The following is a 17021-nucleotide window of genomic DNA, read 5'->3' as shown; positions in this document are numbered from 1 at the left end:
GTATCTCTATGCCTCGACTCGTAATTTCCACTGTCGGTACAAGTTTATTGACCAATCAAATTGACCGCGATATCGATCCAGATAGCTGGTCTAAGTGCCTACAGCAAACTGCAAATTATACTGTTGATGAAATAAAAAAATATCATGAGGATATTTCCCATATTATTGAAAAGTTGAAGAATAGGGCGGAAGAAAAGCTTTACAATGACGATACCGAGCTTGAAGAAATCCGAGAGTTGAGCGCGGAACTGAATGGCATCTATGGTTTGTACAATAATAAACTAGAACAGGGTACAGAAGATACTCATTTATTAGTTGCTACTGACACAGCACAAGCTAGAGTTACTGCAAACATTGTAGAGTCATTTTTGAAAAGTAACGGATTGAATAACACCAGTACTTGTATACAGCCTGGACTGTCCATCGCCAGTAGCGCTACCTTTATAGAGGGAATGGCAAAATTAATTCCCACACTGCAAGAAATAATTATTGCTTCTAAAAGTAGCAAATACCAGATTTATTTCAATTTAGTTGGTGGATTCAAAGCTTTGCAAGGCTACTTCAATACCATTGGAATGTTTTATGCTAATGAAATTGTCTATGTTTTTGAGGGATCGAATGAAGTAATCAAAATTCCACAACTTCCTGTAAAGGTAGATCGCTCCAAGGTTGAGCCATACAAAGTACAACTAGCAATGATGGATGTTGGAGAAATTCCTACATCTTGGGAAGAAGCAAAGAAAGTCCCGGAAGAATGGGTTTTGGTTGATGGCAAAGAAATGACTTTATCGACATGGGGAAAATTGATTTGGAATCAATGCAAAGACGAGTTACTTTCGGAAGATTTAGTCAAATTTCCTAAATTGGATTATGAACAAAGCTTTTGCAAAGATTACCAAAATACTTTAGACATTCAGGAAAGGATTCAGTTGCAAGAAAGGCTAGCTAGAGCAGCTTACCTATTATTCAAACATGGAGATGGGATCAGCGCTTTGAAAGACGATGATATTCTGAGGCTTCGTAGATATCAGAATACAAATATCGACCATATCAACATTACGGCTCAGACTCGACGAGTTAGCTGCAAAGTTGCAGATGGAGGAAGATTATCTCTGCGATACTACGGAACACATGAGTATATTTACAAAAGAGAAGGCATTAAAAAGTAAGTAAAAATAGGTGGATTGATATGTTTGATACTTTCAAAAGTCGTTTGGAAATCACCGGAACTCTCACAACTATCACCGCTTTGCGAATTGGCGCGGGACGTTCCACAGAACCAATTGGTTCGGATTTACCAGTAATTAAAGATGCGGTAGGACGACCTTTAATTCCGGGGTCGAGTTTTAAAGGTGCTTTGCGATCGCGTTTAGAAAGCTTCCTGCGCGGGATTGTGGGAAGCGATCGCAAATTAGTCGCCAATCCCGCCGTAGAGGATGAATGGTCGCTAAAAGCTGATGAAATCAAGCAACTTAAGGACGAAAACAAAGATGATTTTGACCTCACCACTGCAATTTTAAAAGAAACCGATTTAGTTTCTCGCTTATTCGGTTCTCCTTGGATCGCCAGTAAATTTCAAGTACGAGATTTAACGGTATTACTAGATAGTTGGTTTGGACAATATCAAGAACGAGATGGAGTTGCGATCGATCGCGATACCGAAACTGCTGCTGATGCGAAATTATACGATTTTCAAGTTGTACCGGCAGGAACGCAATTTGAGTTTAAAGCAGTAGTTGAAAACGCCGAAGCTTGGGAATTAGGTTTATTAACCATCGGATTGCACCAATTTGAAACTGAACAAATTCCGTTAGGCGGTGGACGTTCTCGCGGATTGGGTGTGGTGAAATTGGATATTAAAGAAATGCAATGGTTTGATGCAGAAGACGATCCAGAGTTATTACTAAATTACCTGCAAAATCTGGTTAACGGAGAAATGGATATTTACTCATGCTATCCAGAAAGAATTGCTTTCCTCAAACAGGAATGGACAAATGCTTTGATTACCCATTTAAGAACTTTTATGTCTGCTAATACCACTGCCGAGGAAAACAGCAATGTTTAAACGATTTGTCAATCAATGTACAATAGAATTAACTATCACACCTGCTGGCCCTATCTTAATTAAATCTGGCAAAGAAGGTGCTGACCCTACGAAACCGGATATGGAATTTGTGGAAACCTATCACGGCGGAGGACGGACAATTTATTTACCCGGAAGTTCTCTCAAAGGTGCTATTCGCGCCCATGCAGAACGAATTGTGCGGACGGTGGGAAGCGATCGCCGTCCTAATAATTCTACCACTGTCTGGGCAAGCGACCCTCTCAGCGACGACAAAGACGAACAAAAAAACATCAATCTTTACCTAGACAACTGGAAAAAGAAAAATAAAAATCATCCCCATCCCGGCGCGGAATTATACAAGCAATCTTGTTTTATTTCCCAAATGTTTGGCAATACTGCGATCGCCAGTCGCGTCAGAATAGAAGATGCTTATCCGGTTAATCCCAAATTGTTGAAAATTGAAGAACGCAATGGCGTAGCTATTGACAGAGTGTTTGGTTCGGTCGCTGTAGGGCCATTTAATTTTCAAGTTTGTACCGCCGGAGAATTTCATACCAAAATTCATCTCAGAAATTTTACCCTTGCACAATTAGGATTAATCGGTTTAGTATTGCGCGATTTAAATCAAGGTTGGTTTGGATTAGGTTTCGCTAAATCTCGCGGTTTGGGATTGGTGGAAGTTAAGTTAAATTCAGCCGTTGTCCAATATCCTGGCTGTATTATAAAAGATGAACAAATTAGCGCGATCGGCACAGAAACAAAATGGCCGCTTACTTCCTTATTGGGTGCGGGAATGTTTCTGGAAGATGAAGAAAGAAACCGCTATGGTTTTCCCCCTAACGATCTGAAAGAAACATCACCAAAAACAACACCAATTGAGTTTAATTTTGGCGTGCAACAGAGTTGGGAAGGGAGCGATAAAGTGCGTGAATTGTTCTCGCAAACTGTAGAAGCTTGGTGTGAAATATTGCAAGGGACAGCAGCATGAATCCTTTTGTAGGTATTAAACAAGTTGACTCATCTGAAGATCTCAGAAAATTGCTAGATAAATTTGCGAAAAAGCCTACTTATTACTTTCTTCGGTGGCAAGATCGCGTCAGTGGAATTGTAGAGGAATTAAAAGAATTTCCCAGTCCAGAAGGACAAATGTTTAATTGCGATCGCGAATTGCGTTGGAAACAACAAGGTCAAGGTTATTCAGTATTATTGCTGTCAATAACTGGTAAAGATTCTGCTTTCACTTCTATTGATGAGGAACGAGATAAAAAAAAGGAACAAGATAAAAAGATAGAGTGGAAAGTAGAACAACGACCTGCTTACATTTATCGTCCCGATGAAACTCGGTTTCCCCAAAAATTCATTGTACCTGACGCTCTCAATCCCATAATTAAGGATGAAAAGAATAATCCAAACAAAGTTAAAATAGCTCAACGTTATTTCATCGATCGCGAAACTTCCACGGTACATTTTATCGCTCTCACTGTTGAGATATCCCCATGACTAACAATCGACCAATTCGACGCCCTCAACCTAATCCTGCACCAGAAACTGCTAATCCAAAACCTTATCAACTCATTTCTCTACCCAGTCAGCCGCCACCGCGAGATAAACCAATTGGACAAGATCGGTTTAAAAGCGATCGCATTAGCGGTACAATCTTTCTGCGCTTAACGGTGAAAACCGCTACTTTTGTCGCTTCTGGCGTTGTCGCAATGGGTAGCGACTTATCGGGAAATGCCAAAAATATCCCCCTAATCAAAACTGCCGTTGGACGCGATCGACAGTCGATCGTTCCGGGAAGTTCCCTTAAAGGCGTTGTGCGTTCTACTTATGAAGCAATTACGCGCAGTTGTTTGTGCAAAACTAAGGCAGAACAGAGTCAAATTCCGAATGGTTATCGGGAATGTAAAGATAATACTAAACTTTGTCCGGCTTGTCAAGTTTTTGGGGCAATGGATTGGCAAGGTTTGATTCGCTTTTCTGATGCGATTCTCAACAATGCACAGTGGAGTGTGGGATTTATGCCCTCACTTTATGCACCCAGAAAACAACGTGCCGGCTACTATATAAATGGAAGAATAGCTGGACGCAAGTTTTATTACCATTTTGTTAAATCGATTGACAAAGGACAACAAGGTATTCCAGTTCAACAAGCGGGAAAAGAATTGATATTTACTACCCAAATTGGATTTAGGAATTTAAGTTTAGCCGAATTGGGAACGCTGTTGATTGTGTTAGGACAAGATAGTAAAAATCCCATTGCTTTAAAAGTGGGAGGCGGTAAACCAATTGGTATGGGAACGATGGTAGTTGAAGTAACAGAAATTCAGCGGATTGAAAAAGAGAAAGAATGGCGCGATCGCTATTGCAATTACAACACCTCACCCCCTTCTCTGACTGGTAATTCCCTCCAGGAATTCATCCAAAAAGCCGTGCGATCGGCATCCACCCAATTAGTACAATCTCAACAATTGAAAGAGTTACAACAAGTTCTGCAATGGCCGACAACTAGAGAACCTATAGACGGAGTTTATTAAATGTTTACTACCACCGATTTAACCGAAATTCAATGGCAAATTGCTCACGGAATTGCTCAAACATTGGTCAAAGAAGAGACTGATGTAAATGAATTGGGTAAAGTGATGGCATATCTTCGCGCTTATAGCGATCGCGAAAATGCCGGCACGAAATTTTTTAGTTATCTGCAAACACTTTCCCGCCAAGGTAATAGAATCGGATATAGCCAAAAAACATCTGGATATTATGATAGCATAGAAAGAACTTGCACCAAATATTTGCAACTTTATCAAAATGATGTAACAGCTATCCTGCAAATTTTAGGGTGGTCAATTCGCTTAATGCGCTACTACAAAGAAGCGGGACCGATCGGCGAAATTACCGCTCCTGTCATAGAATCTACTCGGCAAGCCGAAATTTTACAAGTGACGCAATCTCAAGATTTTGCGATCGATCAAATCTTAGATGCCCAAGTTATTGGCATTGCAGGTAATAAAGTGACATATCAAATATTAGGCGCGATTAAATTGACTGAAAAAGAACCGAAAAAAGCGAGTTCTCTCCAGCAAGGGCAGATCGTAAAAGTAAAAATAACAGCCTTAAAAAATGGCAGTATCAAAAGCGTCAAATGCGTTGATTAGCAATCTTCACAGCACTTTGCCGTGCGCGAACAAAAACGGCTCTTTCCCAGTTCTTATTTTCCCCTGAAGCCCCTCTCTCTTTCACCCCTCCCCCTACACCTGTTTCACCCCTCCCCCTACACCTGTTTCTCCCCTCCCCGTGGACGGGTCGGGGTTGGGGGTGGGGTTTCCGCCATCCCACACTAACCGCAGAAGCGCCGCCAAACATTTACCGTCCCCAGATAGCCAAACCGCCGCCTCTACCTCTAGCTGCGATCGCCTTATCGGTGATGAAAAAATAAGCAAAAAACGCTTGCTTGCTCACACTTTCATGGTAAAATTGTTTTGACTTCACCTCACCTGAACGAATATATCCAGAAAACAGCGTCACTCCCAACAACTGCACCGTCATGCGAGTAAAGTCAAACGCCAAAATGTTTTTCTTGTGCAAAAATTTGGCAGGCCCGCTCACCACTAATTTTAGCGCTCCGATCGTCACCCGATTCTCAATTTGACCGACTTCAAAATTCTGTTCTTCTATCTCTACAGATGCAGTCGAGTAAGACAATTCAATTTTGACAAATTGAGGAATGTAGCGTCCCGCACCCAGCACAATTCCCGCCTTAGCGCGAGTTTTTTTAGTCCCGGTAATAAAACATAAACGCCAATTGCCGATTAATCGATCGAACGAATCAGAAAAATTGTTCTTTCTGGCGTCTTTCTCCGCCTGAAGCAAAGCATCGACTACCTCAGTAGCAGACGGCTTAGAAGCAGAAGCAAGTACCACAGAATTAGCAGCTTGTTCGATCATCGACATATTATAACCAATTCCCTGCAAGAGTAAAAGCAGCCCAGTATCTAAGCGTAGGGTGGGTTAGGCACGGGCGATAATTTCAACACTTTCAACCGATAATTTAGTTCCCGTGCCGTAACCCACCATCACACTCAACTGTAACATTAACAAACATTTTTACCCATAAATCCGAAAGAGCTAAAGTGTTTATGTATGTTATAGATAAGTGTCGGTGGGTTACGGCACGGAGAGTTAATTATTGCTTGAAAGTGTGGAAGTTATTGCCCGTGCCTAACCCACCCTACGATGAGATAAGTGTCGGTGGGTTACTTTTGACTTTTGACTTTTGACTTTTGACTTTTGACTTTTGACTTTACCTCACAACAGCAACTTGTCCGCTGTAATCGGTAAATTGCGAATGCGTTTGCCAGTAGCGTGATAAACTGCATTAGCGATCGCAGCAGATACGCCGGTAATGGCAATTTCGCCGCAACCGCGCACACCCAAAGGATTAAAATTCAGATCCGGTTTACCGACGAAAGACACTTCAATACGCGGAATATCTGCATTAACGGGAATGTGATAAGTTGCCAAATCTTTAATAACAGGTAATCCCAGATTTAGATCGTGAAGGCATTCTTCCATCAAAGCTTCTCCAATTCCCATGATAACACCGCCGCGAATTTGACTGGCAGCTGCTTTGGCATTCATCGCTCGACCCACATCCATCACAGAAATCCAGCGCTTTACCTGCACTCGACCCAGCAATTCGTCTACTTCCACTTCACAAAAATGAGCGCCCCAAGATTGAAATGCCCACTGTTTCCCTTCTTCTCCCGGTTGACTGGATGCAGTCATTTCCAAAAAAGGACGCCCAGATTCACGCAGCGCAATTACAGCTTCTGTCGCATTTTTCGCATTTACTTCTTGCAGTAACAATTGACAAGCATTCACCACCGCAGGCGCGAGGGAAGCTGTCATCATCGAACCTCCCGCAAGTCCACCATTAGGAAAGCGAGAATCGCCAATTTCTACTTTAATTTTATAAACAGGAAGATCGAGAGTTTCTGCGGCTGCGATCGCTACAACAGTATAACTACCCGTCCCCATATCGTTTGCTGCCGTTAAAACCTGCGCCGTTCCATCTAAAAGCAAACGTACTGTGGCAGAAGCTCCCATCCGAATAGCGGGAAATGTTGCGGCTGCCATTCCCCAACCGACTAATTTATCATCGCGGCTAATTGCCTTAGTTTGCATGGGGCGATCGCACCATCGAAATTGTTCTGCACCCAGCTTCAAACATTCCGCAAAGTGTTTCGATGAAAAGGGAAGTTTTTTGCGTTGATGTTCTGTTGTGGCATTTTTTAAACGCAGTTCGATCGGATCGATTTGTAACGCCCAGGCGAGTTCATCCATCGCCGATTCTAACGCATACATTCCTGGGTTTTCTCCCGGTGCCCGCATAAAAGTCGGCATTCCTACATTCACAACCGCAATTTCTTGCTCGACGCACAAATTCGGTGCAGCGTACATGGTAGGGGTAACGCCGATACAATTTTCCACATATTTGGGATTAACGGGGGAAGTGTAGGATTTGGCAGCATGAGCGATCGCAATTAGCTGACCCGACTGACTTGCTCCCAATTCGATCGTTTGTTCTGTTGGCGAACGATGTCCGACAATCGCCGCCATTTGTTGCCGAGAGACAACAACTTTCAGCGGACGATTAATTTCCCGTGCTGCCGCTATACAAAGAATAGCATGAGGCCAAGGCCAAGCTTTAGCTCCAAATCCACCACCAATATAAGGACTAATTACCCGCACTTGCTCAACCGGAATGCCAAACAAAGTTGCATAAGTGCGCTGTTGCAAAAATAGCCACTGCGTTGGTTCGCAAACCGTCAACGAATTGCGATCGTGCCATTGTGCGATAATGGGGTGAGGCTCCATCATCGCGTGCAATTGTCTTGGCGTTGTGTAGGTTGCTGATATTTTGACGGGCGCTGTTACTAAAGCATCGGCGACATTTCCCTGTTCAAAAGAAGCATCCCGTGGCGATTTCTGAAATGATGCTTGTTGCCGATCGATCGTCGGTGTTTCGATTTCGTATTCCACCTTAACTAACGAAGCCGCGTGACAGGCACGTTCTAGAGTATCGGCAACAACTAACCCAATAATTTGCCCCCCATAATGAATGCGATCGTCTGCTAAAGGAAGCCTGGGTTCGCCAATATGGAAACTTGTCCCCTCATTAGCTTTTGGGAACGCTGGCATATTTTCATGGGTAAAAATTGCCAGTACACCGTCAGAATCTTGAGCTTCTTTAAGCTCCATCTTTTTGATGCGACCGTTGGCAATGGTAGCTACGATTAAATAACCGTAAACCAATTCGGAAATTTGATGTTCCGCACCGTAAGTTGCCGTGCCTGTAACTTTAGCGCGTCCCTCGTGGCGATTGACAGATGTGCCGATAACTTTGCTCATACGTTGCTTCCTTTCTGAACCGATGTAACTAGCGCTTTCTCGATCGCTCGTTTTGCCATTTCAACTTTAAAACTGTTATGTTGTAGCGGTTTGGCTTCTTGTAAAGAGATGTTTGCTGCTTGTTGGAATAAAGCAACATCCACAGGTTTTTCCCGCAAAAATTGTTCTGCTTCCAAAGCTCGCCAAGGTTTATGGGCAACTCCACCGAGCGCGATGCGAACATCCCGAATGCGATTATCTGCTACTTCGACAGCAGCCGCTACAGAAACTAAAGCAAAAGTATAGGAAGTACGATCGCGCAATTTCAGATATACACCCGATTTAGCAGCTGGTAAAGCCGGCAGAATGACTGCGGTAATCAGTTCCCCAACTTCTAAATTGGTATCGCGTTCGGGGGTATTTCCCGGCAAACGGTGGAAGTCATCAAAAGGAATTTGTCGCGTCCCCTGCCATCCTTCCACTTCCACAACAGCATCGAGAGCAGCCAGAGCAACGCACATATCGGAAGGATGCACGGCAACGCATCGATCGCTTGCACCCAAGATAGCATGAGTGCGGTTTATTCCCGCGATCGCAGCGCAACCGCTTCCGGGCTGTCGCTTATTGCAAGGGAAAGCCGGATCGTAAAAATAAGCACAGCGCGTGCGTTGGAGGAGATTGCCTCCCACTGTAGCGACGTTGCGGATTTGTTGGGAAGCACCGGAGAGAATGGCGCGAGATAATAGCGGGTAGTGGCGTCGCACGTAGGGATAATCGGCAACAGCGGTATTCGTTGCTAAGGCTCCAATCCGCAAACCCCCTGCCGGTAAGGGTTCGATCGGCTGCATCTGGAGGCGGGAAATATCGATTACTTGGGATGGATTTTCCAGATATCCCTTGATGCGATCGAGCAAGTTTGTACCGCCAGCAATGAATCTTGCTTCATTATCGTCGATCGCTCGCGTTACTGCCTCTTGCACTGAAGTGGCGCGAATGTAAGCAAAGTTTTTCATGATTTGGCTTTGTCTCGGAATAGAAAATAGAGCGTTTTATCTGTGCAATTAGTTTTGAAGAAAAGCAGAAAAATTAGGAAATTATATCGTGTCCGGTTGTATCGGTAGTACATGACTGATGCGAAAGATTATCTGTGGGAATTAAGGGTTAAATTTTTACCGCAGATGAAAGACAGATGAACGCAGATGAACGCAGATAAGAATTCCGATCGAACGCATTTTTTATGATACCGATGCTACCGGATATGATATTACTCCTCAACGAGAACAAGCGCTTCGGGGGGTGGGGGTGTTTGTCCGATCGCTTGTCCAACAGCTGCGACAATACCGTTATAGGCACCGCATCGGCACAAGTTACCGCTGAGACGTTCTTTGATTTCCGATTCTGAGAGTTCGGCGAGTTGGGGAGGATGGGTGAGATCCGGCGTTACTGCACTCGCACATCCCTGTTTTACTTCCTCGATCAGCGCTACAGAAGCGCAAATTTGACCGGGGGTGCAATAGCCGCACTGAAAGCCGTCTTGTTCGATAAACGCAGCTTGTACGGGATGGAGAGTATCGCCGTTGGCTAAACCTTCAATCGTAGTAATTTCTTTTCCGTCTTGCATCGCCGCAAGAGCCAAACACGAGTAAATCCGCTCTCCGTCGCACAAAACTGTACAAGCGCCACATTGTCCGCGATCGCATCCTTTTTTTGTTCCCGTTAGCCCTAAATATTCCCGCAGCGCATCTAATAACGTTACTCGCGCCTCTACACGCAAGGAGTAGGTTTTGCCATTGATGCGGAGGGTCAGCGGAATGCCTAAGTCTTCCACCGCCAATGCAATTTCAGGTTGCTCTTTTAATTTCATCTGGCTTTTCCCTGTATAGGTTGTGACTGCAATTCCTGTGTTCACCTGTTGTAAAATAAGTCGATCGGAGTTGATTCGATCGCTACAGTTGCAGGTGCGGCCATTGCGATCGCACCCTCTAACTGCTGAGTATTTATCCTTTTCTCGGCTTACTTTTTGGTTTTTTTCCTTTGCCCTTAAACTTTTTCCTATCCGATACAAAAATCCCGATCTTTTCGGAACTGACAATTTTCAAATCTTCCCCTTCCCGCTTGACTTTAAAAGACCAAAGTTGCTTGCAAGCTTTACAGCCGAGATTCCCCCATAGTTTCAATTTAAAAAAGAACGGTTTGCCATCTGGTTGTTTCGGAGCTTGGATAATTTTGACCAAAATCCACTGCTCTTCCTGATTTTGAAATATCACTTCTCCATGTACAGAAAAGTAATCCGGTTCGATGGGATAATCCGGCTTAAGTTCCATGCCTTGTTGGAATATTTCCGGCTCCCAAATCCCGCATATTTGTACGTGAAGTTTTGGCGATCGTTGATTTTGGGAATCCTCAGACGCTGGGGCAGAAATTTGATTAGCTTGATTAGCTTCATTAGCTTCATTAGCTTGATTGGCTTCATTAGTTGGTTGCTTTATTTCACCCTCAGTTTGCGGTTTTTCAACTGCTGATTCTGCATCGGATAAATCAGATTTTCCCGGCTCTTTATCGGTTTCTTCCTTTTTTGGCTGTTTGTTAACTTGAGGAGTTCTGGGATAGACAACAAACAGACGCTCTTTTTCTGGGTCGAGTTTGGGTGATTGAATCACTGCTTTTACTTTTCCCAACACTACCGCATCAACGCTCGTATTGTCCTCTGTCAACAGAATGCCTTTAAACCATTCTTTGCTATTTTTATGTGCTGTAGAAGGTATATATTTCGCAGAAATCAAACCAATCGCCCTGTGCTGGAATTGGTCATCTTGAGGAGTCCCGACAGGATGAGAGGGAGGAGCTTGTCTTTTTCCCCTTTCATAATACCGCATCTGGCGCAATCTCGCCCTCTCTATTTTGGGATAAATTATCTTCTCTTTTACCTGATTCGATTCCTTCAGTTTCGGCTTGGTTTTTAGCTTAAGCGAAAGGTCGAGTTTTTGCTCTTTCGGCTTTTCCAAAAGTTCGTTCAGAGGCTGATTTGTTTCTTGTAACTGCGGTAAGGGTGTAGGTGCTTCAGCATTTGGCGGCTGCGCTTTTTTTAATATATACAGGGGTTGCTGTGGTTTCTTTTCCATCGGTAGGTGCTGATAACTTAAATTAGTGTCTGGGCTGAGTGCGCCTGGTCAGGCAACGATTTGGTTGCCAGAGACTCAGTAAACAATTTCTACCATATTACTTGACGATCGCAATCCCGCACCAGACAGAAACAGGGGCATATAGCCCCCGCTCTTTCAATTAGCGACAGCTGCGATATTTGATGTGATAAACTAAACCACGGTGAGCGAGATCGAAAGAGTCAACGGTGGCCATTCCGGAACCGCTGGCGGTCATCGCCGCATTCACCCGCATATTTACACTATCGCCACAGCTCGACCAAACATTAGCCACAGTTGATAAACTATCTCGAACGTTATAGTTAGTTTCGCCCCTGAAAGTCCGAGAAAAAACTGGGCCGCGATTACCCGCAAAAAAGTATTCCGCTCGTAAGTTCGCAGTAGTTCCAGGCGCAACATAGCCGCGATAATCAGCATCGTAGAGGGAAATTTGATAGCCTTGAGGTAACTTGATCGGAATGCTCAAATTACAGCTTTTCCGTCTTTCTGCTGCCACATTCCCCAGAGCTGTAAACTTATCGAATAGAATAGTTAGCTCTTGACCGTCCGGGCTAACGCTCACGCTGGCGGATAGATTCGGACAACCGCTACCACCATAGCTTGCGCCTAAAATTTGAACTTTGGCATTAGCAAAAGCGGCGCTAGGAAAAGAACTAATTAATGTAGCCGCAGCCAGAAATAGGTTTAGAAACTTCATGAATGTTCTCCTTAAGGAATTAAGTTTGGTGTTAAACTAGCCCAGAAATAGATCGGCAAAATTTAGGCAATACGTTTCTAAATAAACGCTTGCACTCAACCCCTTTAAAGCTGAAAGCTCAGGAAAGTTAAGATGAGGAGCTAAATCGCAATACCTAGCTCAGGGCTTTTCGACTATTGGAATTGCTCGCAAAAAATTGATTTTTTGCCGATCCTGTTCTAAGATTCGCAGCCTTTAAATAAAGTTCCGGAAGGTTCGACCATAGTCAGAAACCGGGTTTCTTACAACTATCCTTGAAAGCCCAGATTTGACGTTGAGAAACCCGGTTTATTCAGCCTTGCCAAGCTCATCAAAAAACTCGGATCTGACAATTTCACTATATGGTTTTTGATTTCAGGAAAGACTTCTCTCGATCTGATGTAGTAATAATCACCATGCTGCCTGTATTTGCGCGATCGACTATCCAGTCGAATCTAGACTACCCGCGTTTTAGCCTAAACTCGGTTAGGATAGTTAGGGATTATATTAAATCCGGGTTGATTACCCCCTTTTTTAACGAACCGCCTTAGCGAAGCGATTCGCGATAGCGAATTAGACGCGAAGAGCGCTTATAGAAGAGGAAGAAGATAAAGGGGGTAGTGTTGGGTTTCCTGGCGTCAACCCAACCTACAATTCCTTAACTAAGATCCTACTATCAAACAAATGGACTCCCTTGCACAGTCGGAATTGAAGATAGATTACTCACTCGCTCTCGCTACTCTTAAAGAGTCCGATCCGATTTTGGCAAATCTAATCGATCGCGTGGGTGCTTGCGAACTCGATCGCGTACAGTTTCGTGGCGACCTACTGTTTTCCTTATCGCGATCGATCGTTTATCAGCAACTTTCCATCAAAGCAGCCGCAACCATTTTTCGTAGATTTGAACAGCTTTATCCGGATCGACCTTTCCCTAGTGCATTAGATGTGCTTAACACACCAGACGAAGTGTTGCGACAAATAGGTATTTCTCGTCCCAAAATCTCTTATTTGAAAGATTTAGCTCAAAAAATACAGGATGGATTGCCAACTTTAGCGCAATTGTCCGAATGCGATGACGAAACGATCGTTCAAACTTTAATGCCAATTAAAGGTATCGGACGTTGGACGGTGGAAATGTTGTTAATCTTCCGCCTGCATCGCTGGGATATTTTACCTGTTGATGATTTAGGTATTCGTGCCGGTATTCGCCGCATCTATAACTTAAGCGAACTTCCTGACAAAAAAACTGTCGATCGTGTGGGACAGCGGTGGAAGCCTTATCGCACGATCGCTTCCTGGTATCTATGGCGCAGCGCGGACTTGTTTAGGGGCTAGGGAAGAGCGGGAGAGCGGGCGTCAAACTTACCGCACGCAACATAACTTTGCAAAAGTTCTCGCGCTAGCTGCAAATCGTCGGTATACTGTCCAAAGGGGAAAGGAAAGCGATCGCGATCTGTTGGTTGCTTCGCCTTCAGTTCGCAGTTAACATAATTTTGGCAGACATCCGGCGGATCGCCTTCTACCCGACTGCCTACCGCATCACCCAGACATTGACCGATCGGACAAGCTAAACTGTTCTTTTCGTGGTGTTGTCATCAGATTTTTGAGTTTAATTTTGATAAGATTATTAATCCCTCTACATTTTTTATAAGTTAGGTTTTTAGATCGATGTCCACTACTGCTAAAGACAAGGTTTCTGTTCGTCCGTTTCTCAAATGGGCTGGTGGTAAAAGTAAGTTGATTACTCAATATGAGACATTTTTTCCCAAGGAATTTAAGACCTATTACGAACCTTTTTTGGGAGGCGGTGCAGTATTCTTTTACCTTAAACAAACTCGACCAGCATTCAAAGCTGTTTTAACAGATATTAATCCTGACTTAATTAATACATATATTTGTGTTAGAGATCGTGTTGATAAGTTGATTGCTCTTTTGGAAGAACATCAACAAAAACATAATTCAGATTACTATTACAATTTACGAAATTGCCATGATTTGAAGGGGTTAGAAGCAGCTGCGCGGTTTATTTATCTCAATAAAACTTGCTTCAACGGTCTTTATAGAGTTAACCCGAAAGGTGAATTTAACGTACCTGTAGGTAAATACAAAAATCCTAAAATTTCTAATCCAGATTTACTTTACACAGTATCAAAAACACTTCAAGGCGTTGAGATTGCAGAAAGAAGTTTTGAGGCTGTTTTAGATTATGCGAAAACTAGCGATGATTTTGTTTATTTCGATCCCCCGTACTATCCTCTCAGCAATACCAGCGAATTTACAGCTTATACTCGCAATGCGTTTAGGAAAGAAGACCAAATTAGGCTAAAAGAAGTGTTTGCCAAACTCGCCAGTCAAGACGTAAAAGTAATGCTGTCTAATTCCAATTGCGAATTTATTCGAGAATTGTACAAAGATTTTCATATTGAGGATATATTAGCAGCAAGGTATATTAACTCCAATGCGAAGAAAAGGGGCATGATTTCTGAAGTTTTAGTAAGAGTTAAAAATTTCTGTTTGCCCATACCATAAAACTATCCATCGAATTATAGACTGCCAAAAGGTTTGGATTATCTTTTACCCGGTTTTCAAACCACTTAATTGCTCCTTCCCTAGCCGATGTTCCAGCAATTATTACAATAGTTTTCTCTAGATAATGTTCTAGAATATTTAAATTTAAGTAGGGAAATTTTTCATCAACCGAGCCTTTAGTTTGTTGCCATTTGCATTCGATGATTAAGCGATGAGGAATAGTTGGTAAACCAACAACGTAAAAATCTACCTTAATATCAGTTTCATAAATTCCCTTACCGATGTAAACCTGCTTGCCATATCGTTTTGGTACGATAGCATAATGGAGTGTTTCTAAGCGTTGCTTTTCAGGTACTTGGTTGCATAAATTAATATATCCGTGTGTTTGCAATGTTGTTTCTACAAGACTTTCTAAACGTTTACCAAATTCATTTGCTTTGCCACCCTGATTCATTTTGTTAGCTCCTGAATAAGAGCCTTTTAAGGGAAAAATAGTTGGAAATCATCCAATGTCACCCTCCACAATAACCTTTATATTCCATTTATTTAAGATTGTTCAAAAGCGTTGAAAAGTTCTGTATATCTTCGCTTGTCAAACCTAATTCCAAAAATCATCTACATTCAGGCTATCCGCTTCTGACTGTATTTCTTGGAAATAATCGCTTTGGGTAATAGCAGCAACTTCCTGCTGACGTTTTTGTTGGTCGATTTCAATGCGGAGTTCTTGCAACTGGCGTTTGAGTTCTTCTTCTTGGCGCTTGCGCTGGGTGATGTCCTGGATTAAACCTTCATAATAAAGTACATTACCGCTGCTATCGCGGACAGCGCGGGTATCCTGCTCCACCCAAACGATACTGCCATCTTTGCGATAAGCTCGATATTCAAAGTCTGTAACTTTGCCATTCTCTTCCATCTCTTGAAAGAATTCATTTATCCTCTCTGGGTCAACATAAAGTTGAGTGCCAATGTCGGTAATGGCAGCCATCATTTCTTCGCCAGAGTCATAGCCATAGATGCGTGCCATTGCGGGATTTAAGCTGATGAAGGAGCCTTGAGCTGTAGCTTGGAAGATCCCTTCTAGTGCGTTTTCAAAGATACTGCGATAATTTTCTTCGGCAATTCGTAAAGCTTCTTCGGCTTCCATGCGATCGGTAACATCAATGCCTACCGATACAGTTGCTCCACCTTGCCGATATTTCTGCGCGGCAACTAAATAATAGCGCTTAACTCCATTGACTTCGACGTTAATTATAGAGGAGGCCGATGTTTCGTCTGAAGTGATAAAGTTACGCATAAATTCGGCTAACTGTGTACTGCCTTTGAGAAAGCCTACTTCTTTACCGATAATTGCATCTTGAGGAAGGTTCAAATCTTGAGCCATGTAGCGATTGACGCCCAGGTAGACACCAGCGGAATCAAGCCAAGAAATTGACCCTGGTACAGCATTCAAAATGGCTTCCAACTGATCCCTTGCTTGAGCCAATTCTTTCTCGCGGGCTTTGACAGTTTGCACCATATTGGTGAAAACTGTTGCCAGTTTGCCTAATTCATCTTTACGTTCGGCTACTTCACTTAAACTCTCAGGTTGAAACTTATCTTGTTCGACCGATACTGCGGCTGCGCTGACTTTATCGACTTGCTGAATATACAAAGCCTGACGCAAGTTTTCGGCTTTGAGCATTTCTTCAGCTTCTTGCCGTTTTAATAAGTTCATATAAGCTTTGGAGTGATATCGGACGCGAGCGATTAGCTCCACTCGATCGGGCAATTTCACCAAGTAGTCATTTGCCCCCAATTCAAATGCCTTAGCTTTAATCACCGGGTCCTCTTTACTGGAGAGTACGATCAGGGGAGTATTCACAGTTATGGCATCCCTAGAACGCAGGAAGCGTACCACTGTTAACCCGTCCATATCGGGCATCACCAAGTCTTGTAGAATGACAGTTGGGTTGCACTCCTTAGCTGCTCTAAAAGCTTGAGTTGGGTCGCCGCAGTAATGAAAGACAATATCTTTTTCTGGCGCTAACATTCGGCGAATAGCTTCACCGATGATTGCCTGGTCGTCGATAAGTAGAATTGTAATTTTATCGTCCATAAATAATTATTAGTTCTGAAGTCTAGCCTGAAAATAGGGAGCGGTAACTACAAAAACAGGAGG

At 43.2% G+C, this 17021-nt stretch carries 17 protein-coding genes; 8 read left to right on the top strand and 9 right to left on the bottom strand.

Annotated features, from left to right (window positions below):
• The first annotated feature begins 8 nt into the window (after positions 1–8).
• Genes ACE1CD_RS00750 through ACE1CD_RS00725 form a run of 6 tightly spaced genes read left to right on the top strand, consistent with a single transcriptional unit; the run spans position 9 to position 5223 of the window.
• Positions 9–1169 (top strand): putative CRISPR-associated protein, encoded by a 1161-nt coding sequence (locus ACE1CD_RS00750; RefSeq protein ID WP_374820783.1) that lies wholly within the window; start codon positions 9–11, stop codon positions 1167–1169.
• A 20-nt stretch (positions 1170–1189) separates the two neighbouring features.
• Positions 1190–2065 carry a CRISPR-associated RAMP protein Csx7 gene (gene csx7, locus ACE1CD_RS00745; RefSeq protein ID WP_374820780.1) on the top strand — a complete coding sequence of 292 codons (876 nt, stop codon included), beginning with the start codon at positions 1190–1192 and terminating at the stop codon, positions 2063–2065.
• Positions 2058–3053: an RAMP superfamily CRISPR-associated protein gene (locus ACE1CD_RS00740; protein ID WP_374820777.1), complete on the top strand. Its 996-nt coding sequence runs from the start codon at positions 2058–2060 to the stop codon at positions 3051–3053. The genes csx7 and ACE1CD_RS00740 overlap by 8 nt, the downstream gene beginning before the upstream one ends.
• Positions 3050–3565 (top strand): hypothetical protein, encoded by a 516-nt coding sequence (locus ACE1CD_RS00735; RefSeq protein ID WP_374792172.1) that lies wholly within the window; start codon positions 3050–3052, stop codon positions 3563–3565. Before ACE1CD_RS00740 ends, ACE1CD_RS00735 begins: the two co-directional genes overlap by 4 nt.
• A complete protein-coding gene (locus ACE1CD_RS00730; protein WP_374820774.1) occupies positions 3562–4602 on the top strand; it encodes an RAMP superfamily CRISPR-associated protein in 1041 nt (346 codons plus the stop codon). The genes ACE1CD_RS00735 and ACE1CD_RS00730 overlap by 4 nt, the downstream gene beginning before the upstream one ends.
• Positions 4603–5223, top strand: coding sequence for a hypothetical protein (locus ACE1CD_RS00725; protein WP_374792168.1), 621 nt, complete (start codon positions 4603–4605; stop codon positions 5221–5223).
• Between the two features lie 208 nt (positions 5224–5431).
• On the opposite strand, the gene ACE1CD_RS00720 is transcribed toward ACE1CD_RS00725, so the two are convergent.
• From ACE1CD_RS00720 to ACE1CD_RS00695, 6 genes are all read right to left on the bottom strand, one after another.
• A complete protein-coding gene (locus ACE1CD_RS00720; protein ID WP_374792166.1) occupies positions 5432–6019 on the bottom strand; it encodes a hypothetical protein in 588 nt (195 codons plus the stop codon).
• Between the two features lie 354 nt (positions 6020–6373).
• Entirely contained in the window at positions 6374–8479 is a 2106-nt protein-coding gene (locus ACE1CD_RS00715; RefSeq protein ID WP_374820771.1) for a xanthine dehydrogenase family protein molybdopterin-binding subunit, read from the bottom strand.
• Entirely contained in the window at positions 8476–9471 is a 996-nt protein-coding gene (locus tag ACE1CD_RS00710; protein WP_374792162.1) for an FAD binding domain-containing protein, read from the bottom strand. Before ACE1CD_RS00710 ends, ACE1CD_RS00715 begins: the two co-directional genes overlap by 4 nt.
• A gap of 251 nt (positions 9472–9722) precedes the next feature.
• Positions 9723–10322, bottom strand: coding sequence for a 2Fe-2S iron-sulfur cluster-binding protein (locus tag ACE1CD_RS00705; protein WP_374792160.1), 600 nt, complete (start codon positions 10320–10322; stop codon positions 9723–9725).
• A gap of 133 nt (positions 10323–10455) precedes the next feature.
• A complete protein-coding gene (locus tag ACE1CD_RS00700) occupies positions 10456–11580 on the bottom strand; it encodes a hypothetical protein (RefSeq protein ID WP_374792158.1) in 1125 nt (374 codons plus the stop codon).
• Between the two features lie 160 nt (positions 11581–11740).
• Positions 11741–12316 carry a DUF4360 domain-containing protein gene (locus tag ACE1CD_RS00695; protein WP_374792156.1) on the bottom strand — a complete coding sequence of 192 codons (576 nt, stop codon included), beginning with the start codon at positions 12314–12316 and terminating at the stop codon, positions 11741–11743.
• A gap of 702 nt (positions 12317–13018) precedes the next feature.
• On the opposite strand from ACE1CD_RS00695, the gene ACE1CD_RS00690 reads away from it, so the two are divergent.
• On the top strand, positions 13019–13669 hold the full coding sequence (locus ACE1CD_RS00690) for a DNA-3-methyladenine glycosylase family protein (protein WP_374820768.1): 651 nt from the start codon (positions 13019–13021) through the stop codon (positions 13667–13669).
• Here ACE1CD_RS00690 and ACE1CD_RS00685 read toward each other — a convergent pair.
• Positions 13666–13881, bottom strand: coding sequence for an ADP-ribosylglycohydrolase family protein (locus tag ACE1CD_RS00685; protein ID WP_374792201.1), 216 nt, complete (start codon positions 13879–13881; stop codon positions 13666–13668). The genes ACE1CD_RS00690 and ACE1CD_RS00685 overlap by 4 nt on opposite strands.
• Positions 13882–14002: 121 nt before the next feature.
• Between ACE1CD_RS00685 and ACE1CD_RS00680 the strand changes: the two genes are divergently transcribed.
• Entirely contained in the window at positions 14003–14863 is an 861-nt protein-coding gene (locus ACE1CD_RS00680; protein ID WP_374792152.1) for a DNA adenine methylase, read from the top strand.
• Here the strand turns inward: ACE1CD_RS00680 and ACE1CD_RS00675 are convergent.
• Positions 14835–15317 carry a PD-(D/E)XK nuclease superfamily protein gene (locus ACE1CD_RS00675; RefSeq protein ID WP_374792150.1) on the bottom strand — a complete coding sequence of 161 codons (483 nt, stop codon included), beginning with the start codon at positions 15315–15317 and terminating at the stop codon, positions 14835–14837. The genes ACE1CD_RS00680 and ACE1CD_RS00675 overlap by 29 nt on opposite strands.
• 144 nt (positions 15318–15461) lie before the next feature.
• Positions 15462–16958, bottom strand: coding sequence for a PAS domain S-box protein (locus tag ACE1CD_RS00670; protein WP_374792148.1), 1497 nt, complete (start codon positions 16956–16958; stop codon positions 15462–15464).
• Positions 16959–17021 lie beyond the last annotated feature (63 nt).

Origin of the sequence: Aerosakkonema sp. BLCC-F183 (genome assembly GCF_041929145.1) — a bacterium.
Taxonomy (GTDB): Bacteria; Cyanobacteriota; Cyanobacteriia; order Cyanobacteriales; family Aerosakkonemataceae; genus Aerosakkonema.
This window is presented reverse-complemented; position numbering and strand designations above follow the sequence as displayed.